The sequence below is a fragment of the Reichenbachiella sp. MSK19-1 genome (genome assembly GCF_003590315.1).
GTDB classification, from domain to species: domain Bacteria; phylum Bacteroidota; class Bacteroidia; order Cytophagales; family Cyclobacteriaceae; genus Reichenbachiella; species Reichenbachiella agariperforans.
Genome location: NZ_MIER01000002.1, coordinates 1,075,849 through 1,097,051, shown reverse-complemented (window position 1 = coordinate 1,097,051; position 21,203 = coordinate 1,075,849). Strand labels below are relative to the sequence as shown.

The 21,203-nt window shown below is 41.9% G+C and carries 13 protein-coding genes; 8 read left to right on the top strand and 5 right to left on the bottom strand.

The genetic code is table 11. The features are described 5' to 3' along the window. Positions 1-579 precede the first annotated feature (579 nt). Positions 580-1,335 carry a subclass B1 metallo-beta-lactamase gene (gene bla, locus BGP76_RS04605; RefSeq protein ID WP_158584054.1) on the top strand — a complete coding sequence of 252 codons (756 nt, stop codon included), beginning with the start codon at positions 580-582 and terminating at the stop codon, positions 1,333-1,335. A 14-nt stretch (positions 1,336-1,349) separates the two neighbouring features. Here the strand turns inward: bla and BGP76_RS04600 are convergent, their stop codons facing one another. The 3 genes from BGP76_RS04600 to BGP76_RS04590 all read right to left on the bottom strand — a co-directional run bounded on the left by BGP76_RS04600 (position 1,350) and on the right by BGP76_RS04590 (position 10,239). Further along, a complete protein-coding gene (locus tag BGP76_RS04600) occupies positions 1,350-3,014 on the bottom strand; it encodes a sodium:solute symporter (RefSeq protein ID WP_119843770.1) in 1,665 nt (554 codons plus the stop codon). A 127-nt stretch (positions 3,015-3,141) separates the two neighbouring features. Next, entirely contained in the window at positions 3,142-5,622 is a 2,481-nt protein-coding gene (locus BGP76_RS04595; RefSeq protein ID WP_119843769.1) for a PIG-L family deacetylase, read from the bottom strand. A 390-nt stretch (positions 5,623-6,012) separates the two neighbouring features. Beyond that, a complete protein-coding gene (locus BGP76_RS04590) occupies positions 6,013-10,239 on the bottom strand; it encodes a S8 family serine peptidase (RefSeq protein ID WP_119843768.1) in 4,227 nt (1,408 codons plus the stop codon). A gap of 186 nt (positions 10,240-10,425) precedes the next feature. On the opposite strand from BGP76_RS04590, the gene miaB reads away from it, so the two are divergent. The 7 genes from miaB to groL all read left to right on the top strand — a co-directional run bounded on the left by miaB (position 10,426) and on the right by groL (position 18,579). Beyond that, a complete protein-coding gene (miaB, locus tag BGP76_RS04585) occupies positions 10,426-11,883 on the top strand; it encodes a tRNA (N6-isopentenyl adenosine(37)-C2)-methylthiotransferase MiaB (RefSeq protein ID WP_073118904.1) in 1,458 nt (485 codons plus the stop codon). A 9-nt stretch (positions 11,884-11,892) separates the two neighbouring features. After that, positions 11,893-13,176 carry a sigma 54-interacting transcriptional regulator gene (locus BGP76_RS04580; RefSeq protein WP_119843767.1) on the top strand — a complete coding sequence of 428 codons (1,284 nt, stop codon included), beginning with the start codon at positions 11,893-11,895 and terminating at the stop codon, positions 13,174-13,176. Continuing rightward, a complete protein-coding gene (locus tag BGP76_RS04575; protein WP_073118907.1) occupies positions 13,160-13,687 on the top strand; it encodes an LptE family protein in 528 nt (175 codons plus the stop codon). The genes BGP76_RS04580 and BGP76_RS04575 overlap by 17 nt, the downstream gene beginning before the upstream one ends. Positions 13,688-13,728: 41 nt before the next feature. Then, on the top strand, positions 13,729-16,038 hold the full coding sequence (locus BGP76_RS04570) for a hypothetical protein (RefSeq protein WP_119843765.1): 2,310 nt from the start codon (positions 13,729-13,731) through the stop codon (positions 16,036-16,038). Continuing rightward, entirely contained in the window at positions 16,039-16,413 is a 375-nt protein-coding gene (gene secG / locus BGP76_RS04565; RefSeq protein ID WP_119843764.1) for a preprotein translocase subunit SecG, read from the top strand. Between the two features lie 218 nt (positions 16,414-16,631). After that, on the top strand, positions 16,632-16,910 hold the full coding sequence (groES, locus tag BGP76_RS04560; protein WP_073118913.1) for a co-chaperone GroES: 279 nt from the start codon (positions 16,632-16,634) through the stop codon (positions 16,908-16,910). 37 nt (positions 16,911-16,947) lie between these two features. Beyond that, positions 16,948-18,579 carry a chaperonin GroEL gene (gene groL / locus BGP76_RS04555; protein ID WP_119843763.1) on the top strand — a complete coding sequence of 544 codons (1,632 nt, stop codon included), beginning with the start codon at positions 16,948-16,950 and terminating at the stop codon, positions 18,577-18,579. A 369-nt stretch (positions 18,580-18,948) separates the two neighbouring features. Here the strand turns inward: groL and BGP76_RS04550 are convergent, their stop codons facing one another. Both BGP76_RS04550 and BGP76_RS04545 read right to left on the bottom strand, forming a co-directional pair. Then, on the bottom strand, positions 18,949-19,542 hold the full coding sequence (locus tag BGP76_RS04550) for a DUF3575 domain-containing protein (RefSeq protein WP_084190290.1): 594 nt from the start codon (positions 19,540-19,542) through the stop codon (positions 18,949-18,951). 45 nt (positions 19,543-19,587) lie between these two features. After that, positions 19,588-20,916: a PQQ-binding-like beta-propeller repeat protein gene (locus BGP76_RS04545; protein WP_158584052.1), complete on the bottom strand. Its 1,329-nt coding sequence runs from the start codon at positions 20,914-20,916 to the stop codon at positions 19,588-19,590. Between the last annotated feature and the right edge of the window lie 287 nt (positions 20,917-21,203).

Genomic DNA, 21,203 nt, shown 5'->3' with positions numbered 1-21,203 from the left:
TTCAAATTTTAACGTCACAAGAATAATGCAGTAACTACCCAGATACCAAATGTTAGATGATAAAATTTGAATATTCATTCCTTAAAAATTCACCTCAAGAAAAACACCTCAACATGTATGTATCTATATTTATTTAAAATAACGGTTTTATATCATTTCAAATTCGTTTATTTTATAGATCAGATCGTTTCTCCAGTATAACTATCCTGACCGCCTGAGTACCTCATCTACTAAACCACCGACTAGTTGACATCTACAAAAAATTCCAAATCTTGATCGGAGAAGAAAAGCCTGAAACCCTAGCTACCCGAGAAATGTAAACTCTAAAACTACTCCAATCCTTAAATACAAACTGTCTTTGCTTTGACACGCGGTATGACGTATCAAAGCAAGGACAGTTTTTTTAATGTCCATTATTAAGATCAAGTGATTCAAGCAATAAGTGTTCGTGTATCGCTATTAGAATTAAAAACACAGACCACTCTTATATTTTTGATAAGTTTCCTATTACATAGACAGTCTATGTACCAGATTCGAAATATATTAACAACAGAAATAAGCTTCCCAAAACAACACTCCATGAAACTCATCAACATCTTCATATATACAGGTCTCTGCATGACTATCTATAGCTGCTCACCAAAGCAGATAGAAAATCACACCTCTGAACATCTCAAAATCTACCCGCTAACAGCAAACACCTATATCCATGAGTCCTATCTACAAACTCAGGATTTTGGCAATGTGGCCTGTAACGGACTCATCTATATGGACGAAAATGAAGCTATTATCTTCGACACGCCCACCACGGATTCTGCAACCATCGAATTACTACACTGGGTCACAGTGCAAAACAACCGAGCTGTAGAGGCCGTCATTGTGAGTCATTTTCATTCGGACTGCCTGGGAGGTTTGGACATTGTTCATGCAGCAAATATCCCCTCCTATGCCAACCAACATACTATCACACTCGCTAAGGAGTCAAATAAAACTTTGCCACAAAATGGTTTTGAAAATCGCCTCAAGACTACAGTCGGGGATGTGGAAATCCAAAGTGAATTCTTCGGAGAAGGACACACAGCGGACAACATCGTGAGCACTATCGTTCCGGAAAGTGTGCTTTTTGGTGGATGCCTCATCAAAGAGACCGGTGCGACAGAGGGATACGTAGGTGATGGGAATATCCAAACATGGTCAGGCACTGTTCGTGAAATCAGACAAAAATATGGCAACATCCAACATGTAGTTCCTGGTCATGGACAAGCAGGCAATGCTCAATTGCTCGACTACACGATTGAGTTGTTCAGCTCATACGAGCAGACTGATTCACTTTAGCCTAAAGTTGGATTCTAACTTTCTCCCCTTACCGTTTGGATCAGCATCGAAATCAAAATGACTCCAGCACAACCTATCAAGTTGAACCACAGATAACCGATATCAGTCGTAAGAAATAGCGTAATCACCAAAGTCTGTGAAACAATAGCTGCCCAAAAAACTGCAGTACCCTGCACATACTTCACAAAGAACGCCACTAGAAAAAGCCCTAAAATATTCCCATAAAAAATAGAACCTAGAATATTAACCATTTCTATCAAGTTCTCGGACTGATGTGCCATGAAAGCAAAACCGATTGCCATAAATCCCCAAAGTGCAGTTAGCAGTTTGGAGGCCATGACATACTGCCCATCCGTGGCATTGGGATTGATGACGTTCTTATAGAAGTCAACTGTGGTAGTGGATGCGAGGGCATTCAGTTCGCCAGAGGTAGACGACATGGCTGCTGAGAATATCACAGCAATCAATAGTCCAATCAAGCCTTCAGGCAGATAATTCAAGATAAAAGTCAAGAATACGTAATCCGAATCTTTGGTTTTGATCGAAGCATCGTGACGACCTATCAAATCTCGGACTTCCTGTCGGTTGGCCTCCAGTTCTTGTGTGGCGGTCTGTAGCTGTTCTTTTGCATTCGTCAAATCACCTGACTGACTAAATGCTATGGCGGCTGCTTTTCGCTGTTCGGAGAGTTGCTCGTGTTTGGCAAGTACTTCTGCCGTCACGCCAGGAACTTTTGCTTCCAGTTCCGTGATCGAATTCTCGTTGAAGTGGACTGGCGAGGGATAGAAAATATAAAACACATAGAGCATCGCTCCCGTGAGGAGAATAAAGAACTGCATTGGGATTTTCATCACAGCGTTGAACATCAACCCCATCTTACTCTCCGCAGTATTTTTCCCTCCCAAATAACGCTGGACCTGAGACTGATCCGTCCCAAAATACGACAAGGCTAAGAACAACCCGCCTAGGATTCCTGACCAAACTGTATAGCGCTTTTCAAAATCCAAAGAAAAATCCACCGCATTCAGCTTGTCCAAGCTCCCAGCAATCTCCAATGCCCCCGAAAATGACACAAAAGGACTGAGATAATACATGATAAAGCCAAACGCCACCACCATACCTGTCAAAATCACCGCCATCTGATGTTTCTGCGTAATACTAACCGCCTTGGTTCCACCACTCACTGTATAGATGATAACGAGTATCCCTACCAGCAGAATCATGTAAGTCAGATCCCAGTGGAGTATAGTGGATAGAATAATCGCAGGAGCATAGATAGTAATCCCTGCAGCTAGCCCTCGCTGCACCAAAAACAAAAATGCACCCAACAGTCGGGTTTTGTTATCAAAGCGAGACTCTAGATACTCATAGGCTGTGTAGACCTTCAGGCGATAATAGATGGGAATAAAAACAAATGCGACAATCACCAAAGCGATCGGTAAGCCAAAATAGTTTTGAACGAAAGCCATACCACTCTCATAGGCCTGACCCGGTGTAGAGATGAATGTAATTGCACTGGCCTGTGTCGCCATCACGGACAAACCTATCGTCCCCCATTTCATACTATTGCCTCCCAGCAGATAGTCCTGCATATTGTTCGTACCCAGCGTCTTATAAACTCCATAGCCAACAATCAACCCCAGCGTACCAAATAGCACCAATAAATCTAATGTACTCATACGAACGCCTGACTAAACCAATACAACAATAGAATGATCACAAAAAGAGTTGCAATCACAAACCCATACATCTGCCGCCATGTCTGAAAAAATGGAGGCTTTTCTTCTTGTTCGTTCATCCTCACACTTATTTACCGATAGAAATCATATTGGTATAGATGCGATAAGCACCTGGGACACCTGCTGGCAACTCTCTAAACCAAGAGTAACCTGTATAGATATAATACCCTTTGCCATATTGGGTCACCAAAAGCCCTCCGTCTTTTGGTGTTTCTCCTGGGTCATTGGCTGATAAAATCGCTTCGAAGTGATCATCCCACTCATTAGGAAAATAAAGCCCTCGCTCCTGCGTCCAATTGTCAAAATCCTTCTCAGTGATTACATTGGGACTGTTGAGCAACTCATGCTGCGGTTTAAGGAATCGTACCTCTGCCTCTTCTACCGATACTCTGTCTCTTGACAGTTTGAGTGGATAGGGTGCAATATCTTCTGTCACCAAACGGTGAGAAGTATTGTACTGCACGATAAGTGTCCCACCGTTGTTGACGTAGGACATCAATGTTTTATTCTGAAATTTGAGACTTTCCTGAGTGTTAAAAGCTCGAATCCCGACGATCACCGCATCGTAAGCAGTCAGTTGGTTTAGTGTTAATTTACTCGCATCTAACACATCTACTTTGTAACCTATTTGAGCTAAACTCGCTGGGATATCATCTCCAGCTCCCTCGATATAACCTATCAGATTTCCCTTCTTTTTCAAGTCCAGATTAACCACTTTGGTCACCGCATCTGGAAAGAGCGTCTGCTTCGGAATATGATCATAGTTGATCCGTTCCAATGCATAACTATAATCCTGACCTGATACACTAGCAACTGCCTGTATCACTCCTTCTGAAGCATTGGTAGGAGGTGTGATCACAAAACTAAAAATTGACTCTTGATCCTTCACCTCCAATGCAAATTTCTGAGACTTAGGCTTAGCTTTCCAGCCTGCTGGCAACTCTAACCTGAGCTTACCTTTTACATCTCCTGTACCTGCGATGACCTTGACTTGAATTTCCTTTTCCGCTCCATTAGCAAACACAGCCACAGGATCCATCATATTGGTAAATATAGGAGTCGTAATCACCACAGGCTCATATACTTCTCCATCCACAGGATCGCTTTTCTTATATACGACTGGAAATTTATAGTCTAAATAAGTCTCTCCTATCTTGATCGTAAAAACAACCTGAAGTGCCGGATCATTCTCAGGTTTTCCAATCAAATTTTCGTCAGACACTTTATACATCCCGAGAGTCCCTTTTTCTTTCAGCCAATAGGGTTGAGAATAGTCTATACCACTTTTGAGCTGGTAGTTCTTGTCCATATTGATCGGACGGTTGTGATGCATTTGCTGTCTCACTTCGAAGGACTGAATCCCGACGATATCGATCGAATTGAGCTCTATATCGGCATCTGAGCGATTGATTGCCTCTATGCTGACCTTCAATGAGTCTCCTGGATTATATGTTTCCACATCTGCTTTAGCTTCTAAGTATAAACCTGCACATGCCTTGATCAAATCCTTTATCTCCTGTCCTTTCACCTCGACCCAATACTTATCATCTACGTCTGAAAGCGCATTGTATGCCGCCACCAAATCAGAAATAATCAGCGTCGGGTTAGCTGCATCATAATGCATGAGCGCATTATCAATGTGATATCCCACTTTGTCTCCACCTGTGACTCTAGTCCAAGTCTGATCTACACCTTCTAACAAGTCTAACGATGCAGAATCTCCTGCTACATGTAGAAAATACTCCATAGATACCCCACGAGAACCTGTCGTACCAAACCCCTGACTCTTGTGCATGCTGCGACTCTCTGCCGCTATCTCTGTGTAAGATTTGCCCAGCATCGGGTTGTACCCTCCCAAATCTGCTGAGAGCAATCCTTCTGGGTGAAACTGCCCATCCGCTCCTCTAAAAAAATACGGATGAGTATTGAACACCAATCGCTTCGCCTGCCATGTACCAAATTTTTGAGCAGACTCAGGGTAGGCATTGGGATCAGCTGCCAATGAAAAAGCCTCTCTCGCTAAAATCGCCGAAGCAGTGTGATGTCCATGTCCACCACGACCGTCTTCTGGAAATCTCGTAATCACCACATCTGGTTTATGCTGTCTAAACACACGCACAAAATCTGACAATACCTGATCTCTATCCCAGATGTTAAACGTCTCTTCTGGAGTCTTAGAATAGCCAAAATCATTGGCTCGACTAAAATATTGTTGTCCTCCATCAGTTCTCCTCGCTGCGAGTAATTCTTGCGTACGAATCACCCCTAAAGACTCTCGAATTTCTGAACCTACTAAGTTTTGTCCTCCATCACCACGTGTAGCAGACAGATAGGCTGTATTAAAGTGCTTTTCATTGGCTAGATAGGTAATCAATCGTGTGTTTTCATCATCAGGGTGTGCCGCCACATAGAGTGCAGATCCCAGCACATTCAACTTTTGCAAGCGATGTAGTATCTCTGCAGAAGTGGGTTGTTTAGGTTTTTGAGAAAAGACGAAATGAGAAGTGCTTAGGACAAGCAAAAAGGCAATCAGACGTGTCAATTTCATAAAGCAATAATTCAGCAATATCAGTTTGTTATAAAACGAAAGCTAAATTAACGACGAATAATGGTTTGAGTTGGTTTTAAAGAAAAAAACCTGGTTCCGATCTCTCAGAACCAGGCAGTAGTTAACCTACTTTAACCTAACCTTATCTTAATTACATAGGTAAACATGAACTGTGTTTTATACCCAGAACTGATAGATCGCAACCATACGACACTCTCATCAGTTCAAATATCTCTTTATAAAAATGCTTTTGATTGGTTGAGTACAAATGACTCAATTAAGTCTTGAAATTAGCTCAAATAGAGGCACTTATCAAAACCGCTATATGGAAATTTACTTAATCATAGTAAATTCTACAAGAAATATAAAATATTATATAAATAGTTCTAGTTATTGCTTTGTAAACTGAATATAGAAGGTCTTGTCATCCACTGAACCTACTAGAAAATATATACCACTAGGCAAATGAGCTACATTGATAAGCATCGGTCCATCATACTGCATCAACTCATAATCCATTGACTGTCCTAATGAGTTGTATAAATAATGCAGTACAGCCTCCCCCTCAGTGCTGTCTACATATAATTGAGACTTGGCTGGTACAGGATACACTACAATACTGCTACGTGCATCGTCACTAACGGTCAGTATATGTTTCACTTCATAGATAGCCTCTAACGTGTCCACACATCCCTCATTACTTTCCACTACTACTGCCATGGCATAATCCCCAGTATCAAAAAATGTATAATTCAATGTATCTACCTGATCCACCCAGTCTCCATCTATGTACCACTGATAACTAGCTATCGTCGCATCAGGACTAACGGTGAACTGCGCATGTTGCCCTTCTTCTATATATAAAAATGCTGGAGTCATGTCCAACTCTGGGTCAAATGCTTTGAGTCTAACCTCAAGTTCCACCGCATTGCTCTCATGATAGTCTGTAATATTGGTAACATAGAATGAAGTGTCAGTCAAAACAGGTCCTAACATCGCATCTTTCCCTTTGGCTATTAGCATTGTTAGTTCTTCATCTGCATAAAATGCAAAATACTCTCCATAGATGGGTGACGAGTAAACCAGATCATGACGACATACTCTTTTTAAAGTCTGCTCATTGATACCGGGCTGAGTACTGGTAGCAAATATCACTGTCTCTTCTGTCAGATTAACACATCCGTTTTCGCTCGTCGCTTCTAGACTAATCTGCATTTGAGTTAGGTCTGACACATTCTCTACTATACTGCTCGCTGTCCCAACCTCTTGATTGTCCACTCGCCAAAGGACATTTTCTGCATGAATACTAGCATCTATAGCCAGTAACATTTCGCTAGAAGACAAGTCAGTCGTATCGGGTTGATAGGTGAATTTAGCTCTTACTGGGTCTACTGTGATACTAACTGGCACTCTGACACTTTCATTCTCAGTAGCGACAGACGTCACGTAATAGGTTTGATCTGTATAAAGGATCGGTGTATTCCATACTTCTCCTTCGAACAAGATCACACTACTACTCTGCGTAGCATAGACGCGAATTGGTACCGAGTTACTCGCTGATATTTCTGCACTTTCTCCTGAGCAGACTAAGCCATCAGAGACTACAGGGGCATCTCCTCTCTCTTTTACCTCATACGACACTATCTCCGATGCTGAACATCCTAATTCAGTCTCTACATTCAGAGACACGGCGTAGCTACCAATCTCATCAAACGTTGTATAAGGGTTTTTTGCAGAAGAAAAATAACCATTAGAAAAAGCCCAAGACCAACTTACGGCCGTTAGACTCTGATCTATAAATTGCACCCGATTGGATTCGTTATCACCCAAATAGTAGACCTCTGGATCCGCTCTAAATTTTACTTCGGGATTGAAAATCTCAAAATACATCTTGTACATATCCGAACTGTATCCCTTTACTATCTCCTGATAGTAAAGTACCGAATCTTTTGCGAATCCATCCAAACTAAGGTCAGCCCCCTCTTTGATCAGTTGTGTCCCTGCTACATCAGCGTATATTCTAAATTCTTCGTCATTGTCTAGAGCTATCTCCTGATTTTCACACGTCAGTTGAGACCAGTTCAATGCTGGCCGCTGGAGAAATAAGTTATACTTAACTTTGGCCTTCTCTAGGTTTGCCACCAGTTCGTCATGCGAACTCCCAAACACAATGGCATAAGCGACTTTTTCAGACATTTGTGCACCCAAAGCATCTATATGTGCCGTCAACATCTGCGCCACATTGTTTCCCTGCTCTCCACCTGCAGTATCTTTGACAGTTGTCATAAAATCATACTTCAAGGAATCTGTGAATAAATCCGGAATGTCAATGGAATCAAAAGCAGCGTTATTCAAGTCGATCGCATGAAACACAGGTGACTGAGTGGAGAGTAACCCCATCCCCACCATGACCTCTCCATCCTCGTTAGAGTTTGTGTATCCCATTCCGTTTTCGTTATCCCAGTAGGAAAAATTAGCTTGGGCATCTTCGATATTAAAATCAGCGTAAAACCCAAAACACACCGAATCCTTCAATTGATCTGTAGTATTGGTTAATCGATATTCGTGAATCACAAAATCCCTGTTTACCTCATCATCCCACAGTAGCACCTCTTGTTCCACCAGTATCCCCAAAGGTCTAGTAGATAGACTGTCTGTAAACGAACCTCTCGCATAGGCGTCCATATCTGACCTGTCATAAGGCTTAATATCTATCAGGGACTTGAAATCTAAATCTCTAGTAAGCGTGCTAAAGTCATGAATAATATTGTCTGATACCGAATCTGGATGCGTTCCTATCGCTATTCCCATAAAAGCTGCGACCTGCAATTGATCATAAAACAAACCATCTCCATCCCTGTACACATCAGTAGCATAGCATAAGTTAGCATTCGAAGCGATCGTTTGCTGGATGTTAGAATTCTGTAATTCTACATAAGCTGGTGCCGTCTCCAGATGAAAATATTCGTAATCCTCATAACCCTCCGCATCGCTATAGTTCATCCGAAAACTCAATAGACTATCAGCTGGAGCATTCTTAGACAGAATAACTTTTATGGCTACATCCAATAGACTATCACCTTCATAGAGGCTTCCTAAAACGATCTCATTATTCAGAATCTGCGCATAAGACGCAGCACTTTGCACAGAAACCTTGGCTGATGTCAACGCACGTAGGTGGTTGACATAGCTGAGCATAACATCTACTGTATCTCCTGCATATATTGTATCTCCGTGCTTCGCAGTATAGCGCATATCAAAAGATCGCATAGCAGCCACTCCCTTTTCAGAAACAGCTCTTAGCACATTGAGTCGCCCCTTGCCCAGCTTCCCATAGTAGTCCATGTTGCTCCCAACGGCGTACACATCATCAGTGGTCATTCGGATTTGCTCCATGATTTGAATTGCTGACATGGATGGAAAAACTGATTTGACCAAAGCAGCAGTAGCAGCTACAGCGGGTGAAGAAAATGATGATCCTGAATTGTAGAAGTACTCATCATTGATATTGGTCGACAGAATAGATTGGCCTGGTGACATCAGATCTACATAGTAACTCCACGTTGCTTGTTCAAATTTCTCATCACTACTGTTGCTCATCGCTACAGACAAAACATGGTCATAGCTTGCTGGAAAAAAATTCAACTCTGCCTCTGTATTGCCTGCTGCAGCGACCACCACCATATCCTGCTCCAGTACCGCATAGTTAATGATAGACTGTGCGATTTCGGATCGAAAGGTAGGGTTGCCCCACGACAGGTTGATCACATCACACCCCATGTCGGCAGCATAAACAATCGTCTCATACGAACCACTAAAAGCTCCATCCGACGAACGAGCAAGCTTGAGTGGCAAGAATTTGCTATTGTACGCTATGCCTGCTATTCCTATTTCATTGTTAGGTACTGCGGATATTACCCCAGCTACATTACTCCCGTGAGAGTTGCTCTCACGGGCTGCATAACTCGGATCATTGTCATAGTCTCCCATGTCCCACCCAATATAGTCATCTATGTAACCATTGCCATCATCATCCTCGCCATTGATTGGGTCTCCCTCATTGTGATACAGATTCCCGACTAAGTCTTCGTGATCCAAATCAAACCCTGTATCACTCACACCTATGAGGATATCACTACTCCCTTTGGTAATATCCCACGCCGCATACGCTTGAATCAAACCTAGCGAATTTTGATCTCCAATCCTTTCATCGTTAGGAACGAGAAGAATCTCAAACTCAGGTTCAGGTTCTACAGCAACTACATTGTCATAGGCTTTCAATGCTCGAATCAGTCCGTCTTCTTCTCCTTGATTCACTGTAAGCTTATAGATTCCTTTTAGGTATCTACTTTCTTCATGGTGGGTTCTTGCTTGGGCTAGTGATGACGTAGACTGTAGAGAACGAACCGTTTTCACACTTTTATTACTCGATAGATCACTAACTACCAAAATATTATTTGTAGAACGAGCAGCGCTATTTCCGGTCTGACTTTCGTCAAGCTTGATGTAGACAACAGTCTCCTGTGCAAAAGTTATCCTCTGCTGAATGAAAAGCAAACAGATAATACCTACCGCACATTTAATCCCCCACGAAAAATTGATCTTACTATAGCTCATCCGAAAACATTCTATTCTAGAAACGGACTTTATAAAGCCCTATTTCCCTACCATCCAAGTTATTGATAAATAATGAATACAAAGGTCTCAAGATTCTACCACATTGAACTGACAATATGTCCTGTTTTTCTATCTTTGTGTTTGGAAATAATTAGTACAAGCACAGCTTAAAAGTAAATCGAGAGAATGAAAGGACTCATAAGTGATTTAGACATTCTAAATGGAACAGAGCAAGAACAAGAAGAAGTTCGTGTATCTATAGAGGAAGGCAATACGGGCAAGAAAAAGCTGTATATAGAGAGTTATGGCTGTCAGATGAATTTCTCAGACAGTGAGATCGTATCTTCTATCATGAAAGAACAAGGGTACACCACTACGTCTTCCCTAGAAGATGCCGACGTGACATTCCTCAACACCTGTTCGATCAGAGAAAAAGCTGAGCAAACGGTACGTAACAGACTTAACCACATCAATGCAGCCAAAAAGAGGCGTCCAGAGATGGTCATCGGTGTATTGGGGTGCATGGCCGAGCGTTTGAAATCTAAATTTCTAGAGGAAGAAAAAATAGTAGACTTAGTTGTAGGCCCTGATGCCTACCGCGACTTACCCAACCTGTTAGGCGAAGTAGAGTCTGGTCAAAAAGCAGTCAACACTTTTCTCTCCCGAGAAGAAACCTATGCAGACATCAGCCCTGTCCGACTAAACTCCAACGGGGTGACGGCATTCATCTCCATCATGCGTGGCTGTGACAACATGTGCTCATTTTGTGTAGTGCCCTTTACTAGAGGACGAGAAAGAAGTCGTGACCCGTTCTCTATAGTCAAAGAAGCCCAAGATCTATTCGACAAAGGCTTTAAAGAAGTCACCCTACTCGGGCAAAATGTCGATTCATACAAATGGTCGGCAGAACAGAACAATAAAGCCAAACTCGAAAAGTCTGATATACAAGAAGTGATCAACTTCGCCAACCTACTCGAAATGGTTGCTAAAGTAGACCCAAAACTCCGTGTCAGATTCTCAACTTCTCACCCAAAGGATATCACGGACGAAGTATTGCATACGATGAAAGCACACGACAACATCTGCAAATACATCCATCTCCCCGTACAAAGCGGTAACTCTAGAATTCTCGATATGATGAACCGCACCTATGATAGAGCGTGGTATATCAACAGAGTGGACAAAATCAAAGAAATCCTAGGTGAAGACTGTGGACTATCTAGTGACATGATCACAGGATTCTGCAGCGAAACAGAAGAAGAGCATCAGGATACGCTCTCGCTCATGAGGTATGTCAAGTATGACCTGTCTTATATGTTCTTCTACTCTGAAAGACCTGGCACTCTCGCTGAGAAAAAATACGAAGATGACATCCCATTGGACATCAAGAAAAGGCGTCTAAACGAGATCATCGAACTACAAAACGAGTGCTCTAGAGAAACCAACCGTCGAGATGTAGGCAAAGAATTCGAAGTACTCATCGAGGGGACTTCCAAAAAATCTGAAGAACAACTCTTCGGACGTACAACAACTAATAAAGTAGTGATTTTCGATAAAGGGAATCATAAAAAAGGTGAATACGTCACAGTCAAAATCAACGACAGTACGACAGGAACTCTTTTTGGAACTTTAATCGAAAACTAACAATCAGCCTTGAAAGAATCTGACATTCAATCTATTAAGCAGCGTTTTGGCATCATAGGTAATTCTCACCTGCTCAACCAAGCCATCAATGTAGCAGCGCAAGTTGCAGCTACAGACATGAGTGTATTGATCACCGGAGAAAGTGGTAGTGGAAAAGAGTCTTTCTCCAAGATCATCCATTCGCTGAGCAAGCGAAAACATGGTCAATTCATCGCCATCAACTGCGGTGCAATCCCAGAAGGGACGATAGACTCTGAGCTATTTGGGCATGAGAAAGGGTCTTTTACTGGCGCGCATGAAGCCAGAAAGGGCTACTTCGAAGTGACCGACGGAGGGACTATATTCTTAGACGAAATTGGTGAAATGCCAGTCAGTACTCAAGCCAGGCTACTTAGAGTACTAGAAAATGGCGAATTCCTAAAAGTAGGCTCATCCAAAGTTCTCAAAACCAACGTACGAGTCATTGCTGCCACCAATGTAAACTTGCTAGGTGCTGTTCAAAACCGTAAGTTCAGAGAAGACCTCTACTACAGACTGAATACCGTACCTATATATGTACCACCCCTAAGAGAACGCGGTGCAGACATAGAGTTACTGTTTAGGAAATTTGCATTCGATTTTGGCGAGCAGTATCACGTCGAGCCAATCAAACTGACAGACAATGCCAAACAGCTCGTCAACAAATTTAGATTCCCTGGCAACATCCGACAACTTAAAAATATTGTGGAACAAATCTCAGTACTGGAGATGGACAGAACGCTAGATGCTGCCAAGCTAGCTACCTACCTCCCTACTGACAATTCCTACCTCCCTGCTCCTATAGAAAAGAAAGAGTCTAGTGGGCAAGACGGAGGTTTTTCTGAAAGAGACATCTTATATAAGATTCTTTTCGAGATGAAAAAAGATGTGACAGAATTAAAGAAGTTGATCCATGACATGCTCAACGACGAAAATTCTAACACCGAAATCCTCAAAGAGCACAAAACTCTATTTCAAAATCTAGAAATAGTAGACAACAAATACCAAAGCAAACCAGAAAGCTCGCGAAACGACGAACCTCTATTGATATCTCCTTCTTCTAATAATGTTTCGACATACGAGTTGGATAAAATTGAAGATATTGCGCACGAAACGGAAGATGACGATTCGCTTTCTATCGAGAAAAAAGAGAAAGAACTCATCATCAAGGCTTTGAGAAAAAATAAAAACAAAAGAAAATACGCAGCACTCGATCTGGGCATATCCGAACGAACCCTCTACAGAAAAATCAAACAATATGAATTGGAAGATTAACCTAATGATCCTTTTGCTAGGCTGCACACTGAGTACTTCTTGTGGAGTCTACTCCTTCACAGGTGCATCTATCTCAGCAGATGTCAAGACTATTTCTATCCCAACGTTCTACAACAATGCCCCGCTAGGTCCGTCCAACATGAGTATTACTTTCACAGAAAGTGTCCGGGATTACTTTCTACAAAATACCAACCTGGTACTTGTAGATAACGATGGTGACCTACAGTTAGAAGGAGCCATCTCCAATTATACACTCACCCCCGTAGCAGTCACAGCAGCTCAAGACGACAGTAATATCGATCTAACCAGCCTCACTAGGATCACTATATATGTAGATGCAGTCTACGTCAACACCAAGGATGACACCTATGATTTTGACAAGACCTTTTCGTTCTTCATAGACTTTGATCAAAACGCCCAAGATTTGTCAGCCAACGAGGAAGAATTCGTGGAAGAAATCTTTGATCAAATCATATTGGATATATTTAACAGCTCTGTTGCGAATTGGTAAATTTTATTAACTTTAGCGTTTAGCATAAACCACACACACCTTTGAATAAGCAGAAGTTTATTGAGTTAGTAGGAGCCGCAGATCAAGCATCTGAGTTAGAGATAAAAGCACTGGAAAAACTAGTTCAACAATATCCGTTTTTTCAAAATGGTCATGTTGTACTAGCCAAGGCTAGCAAAGCGAAAAAACTCCCTTCTACCCCCAAAAGAATGAGTACTGCAGCCGTTTATGCCACCAATCGTGCAGTCTTCAAACAATACCTACTAGCAACTAGCACAAGAAAAACCAATGCTAAACCTAGCCCTACTAAGGTACAGCAGACAACCAAGGCAGCTCCTTCTCCGAGTACACCTCAAGCACCCACCCCTGCGACAGGTAATTTGGATAAATTCATAGAAGAGGTCTATTCCAATCTGGAAAACTGGAAATCCAGTCGAGAAAGCTACTTAGAATATGAAAAAAATCACCCTGAGGAGATTGTTATTAAGCCAGTTGATAAAAAGATAGAGGTAGAAAAAGAGGAAGAGGTCGATGTAAGTGATACAGTTGAACAAGACATCTATGAACAGCTCAAAAAGCAAGTCGCAGATGAAGTAAATGCCGAAGAAGCAAAAGCAACACCTATCTCACGAGACGCTGACCAACCTATCACTGAAAACAATGATGACGAAGATGCATTCAAAAAAGAGCTAGCATCTATCGAAGCACAAGTCGATGCAAAGGTTGAAGAAGTAAAGAAAAGCACACAAGATACCCCAGCAGAAACCGAAGAAGAAAATCCAGAAGCAAAAATTCCTAAAGAAGAAAAAACTCCTTCTGCACCATCTCCTGTCGAGCCAGAAAAGATTATACCCGAGAGTAGTTATCAGTCTTCAAGTAAAAGCGCTGACGTATCGGATGGTCCCGATATCGAAGAGATCGATGCTAATTTCGAAGCTTTAGAGAACGAAATAGCACAATCTGCTCCCGAAGAAAAAAAGGAAGAAGTTGAAAATATAGAAGACTCTGACAAACAGTCTGTTAAGGAAGAAAAAATAACAGAAAAAACAGAAGAGGTCCCTACCCCTACTACCATTATTCCAGATGATGAATCTGACACACCTGTAGTAGATGAGTCTGTCGTAGAATTAGAACCAGAAATGGTCTATAATTTCAATAGTCCAATCCCTGTCCCGCAAGAAGCCCCAGAAAACCTCAGCAAAAAGACCATCAAGGAGACTAAAAAAGAAGAAAACCTCATCTCCAGCGAAGAACTCTCACAAATCGTAGACAAGGTCAGTGAAGAGGTAGAAGCAGAAGAAAATAAATCCAGTCAACCCAATGAAATTTCGTCAGAAGTATCTGAAAAGATAGAAGCGGAAATTGAAGCAGTTGTGCCTCACGTCGAAGAGCATAAAGAAGAAGCAAATACAACAGTCGACACACCTGAAAAAATAAAAAAAGAGAGCAAAGCCAAAATAGAAGACCCTAGTGAGGATGAAATAGCTGAAAGTGAAAACCTAGAGCTAACGCCTGAACCTACGGACGAAGATCTAGAAAACATCAACCAAGAAAGAAGCAGTCTAAAACTAGTACCTGGCGCATCACGAGGAGATAAAAAATTCCGTCTGGCTATCCTAAAACGTCCACACAACTTCACAAAGCCAAAGCGTGAAGAAGGTATTGAGACCAAACAAGAGAAAGAGCCTGCTGCTGAAGAAAAACTAGAGACTAAAAAACCAGTTACAAAAAAAGTAACCAAGACCAAAGAACCAACCGCTAAGAAAAAAACAGCTACTGAAACAAAGAAGCCTGCTACCAAAAAAGCGACCTCCACTGCAAAGAAAACAACAACAAAAAAGGCCTCCACCACCAAGAAAACCACGACTAAAAAAACAGAGAAATCTACCGATACAGATGACACAGATGACAAAAAGAAATCATCACTCAAAAGCTCTCCAAAATTCAGAGTATCGGCCTCTATCAAGACATCAAAAAAACTAACCTCCGAAAAACCTAAATCGAAGAAAAAAACAAACGAGGACTCAGAAGAGGATAAAAAAAAAACGACTAAAATAAATAAGGAAAAGGCTCCAAAAGATATCCAAAATTCTATCATAGATTCCTTTATAGAGTCTAATCCTAGCATCAAAGTATCTAAAGGAGCGAAAAGCCTCCCAGAAAACACTGAAGACCTCTCCTCGAAAAGCACCGCTTTCCCTGAAGAAGTCATCACCGAAAACCTTGCTGCAATATTAACTGCACAAGGAAAAACACTAAGAGCCATTGAGATCTATCAGAAATTAATTTTGAAAAATCCTCAAAAAAAGGCTTACTTTGCGTCTCAAATTGAAAAACTAAATAAATTATAAATGTTTGCAACTATCATTACATTGATTGTCATCGTAGCAATCGTCCTTATCTTGGTCATCCTAGCACAGAACTCTAAAGGCGGTGGATTGACAAGTCAGTTTGGTGGATCTGGCACTTCTCAATTGATGGGTGTAAAGAAAACAGGTGACTTATTAGAAAAAATGACATGGTCATTGGCCATCGCACTTATCGTATTGACTATGTCCACCAAATTCTTGATTGGCTCTGCCAACGAGAGCGGTGAGTTCGTCAGCCCAAACATCGAAAGTGCACAAGACAAAGCCATTTCTCCCAGCTTGAATATGGAAGAGGAAGCTCCAGCAGCGACTGAAGAATTACCAGCAATCGAAGAGGCTACAGAAGAAGCTGAATAAACCTCGAACAGCTAAAAAAGGCCTTGAAGTCCTGACATATTTGTCAGGACTTTTTTTGTACCCACTGCAATGCTGTCACATTAGTCAACCTACTCCCTCTCTCTTGCCCATCACCCCGCTATTTTGTCAGTCTTTTCACTGTCAAAATCGATTGGCACAAGAAATGATATAGCTCTGGTAGATTTATAACTTTCAAAAAATCATAAACGATAAGTAAAATGTCAAAAGTAAACTTTAAGCCAAACGAAGACCGCATCTTGGTTGAATCTGCTGCTGCAGAAGAGAAAACTGCTTCAGGAATTATCATTCCAGACACTGCCAAAGAAAAACCACAAGAAGGTATTGTTGTAGCTGTTGGTGAAGGAACAGACGACAAGCCTGTTACTGTAAAAGTAGGAGATAAAGTACTTTATGGTAAATACTCTGGAACAGAGGTTTCTTTAGAAGGTAGTGACTACCTCATCATGAGAAACTCTGACGTATTCGGAACACTTTAATCATTTTTTTCAATCTAGATTTTTAATACATAGAATAATGGCAAAGGATATATTTTTCAACACTGACGCTAGAGACAAACTAAAAAAAGGAGTTGATCTACTAGCAGACGCTGTAAAAGTAACATTAGGCCCTAAGGGTAGAAATGTAATACTTGATAAGAAATTTGGTGCACCGACAGTAACCAAAGATGGCGTATCAGTAGCCAAAGAAATCGAACTAAGTGAGCCAATCGAAAACATGGGCGCACAGCTCGTGAAAGAAGTGGCTTCTAAAACTGCTGACGATGCAGGTGATGGTACAACTACCGCTACTGTATTGACTCAGGCACTTTTCGGTCACGGGATCAAAAACGTAGCTGCAGGTGCTAACCCGATGGATCTCAAAAGAGGAATCGATAAAGCAGTAGCTACTGTCGTAGAAAACCTCAAAAAACAATCTAAAGAAATCAAAGGCTCTGAAGAAATCGCTCAAGTAGCCACTGTATCTGCTAACAACGATGCTGAAATCGGTCAAATGATCGCCAATGCAATGGACAAAGTAGGTAAAGATGGTGTCATTACTGTCGAGGAAGCAAAAGGAACTGAGACCGAAGTTAAAACTGTAGAAGGTATGCAGTTTGACAGAGGATATCTTTCTCCTTACTTTGTGACTAACACAGAGAAAATGGAAACTGAGCTAGAGAATCCTTACATCTTGATCTACGACAAGAAAGTCTCTACGATGAAGGAATTGCTCCCTGTACTCGAAGCTACATCTCAGCAAGGACGTCCACTATTGATCATCGCAGAAGATGTAGATGGTGAGGCTCTAGCGACATTGGTAGTCAACAAAATCAGAGGTTCTCTCAAAGTAGCTGCTGTCAAAGCACCTGGCTTTGGTGACAGAAGAAAAGCTATGTTAGAAGACATCGCAATTTTGACTGGTGGTACTGTCATCTCTGAAGAAAGAGGATACAATCTAGAAAACGCTACTTTGGAGTACCTAGGTACTGCTGAGAAAATCAACATTGATAAGGATAACACGACTATCGTAAACGGTGCAGGTGCTGCAGCGGATATCGAAGCACGTGTCAACCAAATCAAGCAGCAGATGGAAAACACTTCGTCTGACTATGACAAGGAAAAACTACAAGAGCGTCTAGCCAAATTGGCAGGTGGTGTAGCGATTCTTTACATCGGTGCTGCTACTGAGGTAGAGATGAAAGAGAAGAAAGACAGAGTAGACGATGCACTACACGCTACTAGAGCTGCTGTACAAGAAGGTATCGTAGCAGGTGGTGGTGTTGCACTGATCAGAGCGATCGCATCACTAGATGGATTGACTTTGGAAAACGAAGATCAAAACACAGGTATCAATATCGTAAGACTAGCGATCGAATCTCCATTGAGAACGATCGTGAGCAATGCAGGTGGCGAGCCTTCTGTAGTCGTCAACAAAGTAAGAGAAGGTAAAGGTGACTATGGTTACAACGCTAGAACAGACGTCTATGAAGAGATGTTCAAAGCAGGTATCATCGACCCTACCAAAGTGACTCGACTGGCACTAGAGAATGCGGCTTCTATCGCAGCGCTACTATTGACTACCGAAGCAGCAGTAGCAGACAAGCCTGAAGAAGGTGGTGCTCCAGCTATGCCTCCTATGGGCGGCGGCATGGGCGGCATGATGTAATATCAACAGCCTTTTCGTCCGACAGGTTAGTACGGACATCTAGTTATATATCAAAGCTCAGACAGTCAATTGTCTGAGCTTTTTTTGTACCTATGAGCAACCCTACGATATGCGCTAACAGTACCAAAATAATTTTCGAGAAGCTAGGTTATAATCGTCATACGCTGAAACGACAATGGAGCTATCAGCGAACCCCCTTGCGGTAAGAGTTGCGAGCACTCTACAGCCTGCCCGACTTCAAGAATACCCCGACGCTAAATCGAGGTATTAAATGGAATAGATTTCTATTCGACGCAGAGCGCAGGGAAACTTCTTCCGTCGTAGCGTGAACACGAAGGAGAGTTAACCCCAACAGGCTATCTCCTACAATTAAAACCTATAACTTAAAGCGACAGTGGTATGAAACCATAACCCTACACTATAGTCATCTACAGTATCTTCCTCAAAGGTCGTCAACCATATAGCGCCTAATCCTCCTGATACATCTAGCCCCCATCTTTCTCTATAAACTCTTTTCATTCCCCAGGTAGGCATAGCAGTAATCGCATAAAAATGATCATCATTAGCCAGCCCAAAATCTTTCATCATCGTAATGAATTCAAATTGAGCATATCTAGCTTCTGTCCTGAGTGAGAAATAATTACCACTATTGTAACCTATATTTCTCCCTGTCCTCATTCGCTTTTCTAGGTTATAATAAAACCTTGGTTCTAACATCATTTGGTAGCCCTTCATATTCATTGACTTGATAAATATCGTATGCTCGTAAGCGGCTTGCGTCATCAAAGTCCAGCGCTTGGCTATTTTAAATTCGCTCTGAAGCCCGATTTGAAAAAGTATCCCTGTGTATCCGATCATGACATGGTTGACATGGCGTGTCACCATAGCCACTGTATCGGACTGTGCCATGGAGGAAAAGCTTAAAAGAAACAATGTGGCCACTACTGTTAGTACCTTCTTCATCTTAGTTGGTGTTTAGGTTGTTAAAATACGGTTTACTATATATCATTATCTCGCTGCTTCAAAACAATAGAAACGCAAGTGTGAACTGGCAAATACCCTACCCTTCTCTCCATTCTCTCCAGGCAATACGGCTACTCCGTCGGACTTCCACCAGGAGTTGGATTCAGGGTCTGGATCGCCCAGCCTCCATATCAACTCTCCTGTCAGGCCATCTACAGCATATAGACTAGCATCTCCTCGGTCCTTCCAATACACCACACCATTGAGCTCCTGCATATCACTGGCTCCTCCTCCCGAAGGACGAACCCACAGCTGCTGACCCGTCTCAGGATCCAGACCATAGGCATAGGTCTCATCTCCCAGTTGCTGTGACATCACCAGTACAGAGTTGACGAGTATCATGCTGAATGCCCCCTGATCGTAGTGGTTCTGCCACACGACATCTCCAGTATAGAGGTCGAAAGCGATCACCTCGTCACGAATATTGAATAGTATCAAACGGTCTTCATAGATCATCGGCACTTCATCCACCAGTGCCTGTACCTCTGTAGCCACCAGTGCCTTGCTATAGACATACTCTTTTGCGTCCATGTCGTATAGTGCCATGTATAGATTGCCATAGTGAGTAGGAAACTCTGTCCCTGGTTCCAATTGATATTCCGAAAAAGGGATAAGCATGTACTGAACTGCATCCTCTCCTTCAAAAACAAGAGGATTGTCTACAAAACCCAAATGATTGTTAGGGCTTAGCCTAATGCTATCCGTCTCCGGAACTAGGTAGATTTCATGATCCGTACTATACACATCTCCCTCATATACCGCACAGTACCTACCATAGTAGGGGGCTTCCATAGGAAACTGCGCATAATAGTACTTATCACCATACACAAACACATCTCCTGCCCATGACCCTGGACGGTTCTGTGACCAAACAGTCTCTCCCGAGTTGAGATCAATGGCATAAAAATTATCAGCATTGTACCCATTATATTCCTTCTCTATCCAAAGATTCGAAACTTTCCCTGAACCTCTTAACTGATTGGACCATGATTGTTTGTTCGGTTCTGCCCATGACCAAACCTTCTTACCCTCATCGATAGTAAAAGCCCAGAGTGCCCACGACCGATCTGTATCTAACAGACTCGACGGAGTGATGACCATGTCGTCATAAAGAATTGGAGATAAAAATGACCAAACCAAGTCTTTGGTATCATCATACAAATCAACCTTCCAAATTGGTTTCTTCTCGATCACCACTCCTTCCTCATTGACGACTTCTCGTGGAGCAGGTTGCTCCTTGTCAAACAAGGAACAACCTGCTAAAATCACTAGAAGGCAGAATGAATTAAATATTACCCCTAAAAAACGTATCATATCCTCTTGTTCCATTTAAAATCAACCTACTCTCTTCATACCCAGTCTCACTCACCATCACGCCATAGTCCTCATTAAAATACACTTACTTCATAGTAAAACTTTTTATGACTCACATACGGCATATTATTTTCTCCAAAGAACTCATCTTCTTGACCATTAGTATATGAATATGAGAGACTGACTCAACATCGTAATACATTCTAACTATAGGCTTCTTTGAACTTAAAGTGGGGAATTCCACTTTACTACTTGAATTGGGTTTCCCCTGTTCCTCATCGAGAAAA

Excerpts from the sequence above, each read along its gene's own strand:
- bla (WP_158584054.1), top strand. The coding sequence starts at position 580 with ATGAAACTCATCAACATCTTCATATATACAGGTCTCTGCATGACTATC.
- BGP76_RS04600 (WP_119843770.1), bottom strand. The coding sequence starts at position 3,014 with ATGAGTACATTAGATTTATTGGTGCTATTTGGTACGCTGGGGTTGATT.
- BGP76_RS04595 (WP_119843769.1), bottom strand. The coding sequence starts at position 5,622 with ATGAAATTGACACGTCTGATTGCCTTTTTGCTTGTCCTAAGCACTTCT.
- BGP76_RS04590 (WP_119843768.1), bottom strand. The coding sequence starts at position 10,239 with ATGAGCTATAGTAAGATCAATTTTTCGTGGGGGATTAAATGTGCGGTA.
- miaB (WP_073118904.1), top strand. The coding sequence starts at position 10,426 with ATGAAAGGACTCATAAGTGATTTAGACATTCTAAATGGAACAGAGCAA.
- BGP76_RS04575 (WP_073118907.1), top strand. The coding sequence starts at position 13,160 with ATGAATTGGAAGATTAACCTAATGATCCTTTTGCTAGGCTGCACACTG.
- secG (WP_119843764.1), top strand. The coding sequence starts at position 16,039 with ATGTTTGCAACTATCATTACATTGATTGTCATCGTAGCAATCGTCCTT.
- groES (WP_073118913.1), top strand. The coding sequence starts at position 16,632 with ATGTCAAAAGTAAACTTTAAGCCAAACGAAGACCGCATCTTGGTTGAA.
- groL (WP_119843763.1), top strand. The coding sequence starts at position 16,948 with ATGGCAAAGGATATATTTTTCAACACTGACGCTAGAGACAAACTAAAA.
- BGP76_RS04550 (WP_084190290.1), bottom strand. The coding sequence starts at position 19,542 with ATGAAGAAGGTACTAACAGTAGTGGCCACATTGTTTCTTTTAAGCTTT.
- BGP76_RS04545 (WP_158584052.1), bottom strand. The coding sequence starts at position 20,916 with ATGATACGTTTTTTAGGGGTAATATTTAATTCATTCTGCCTTCTAGTG.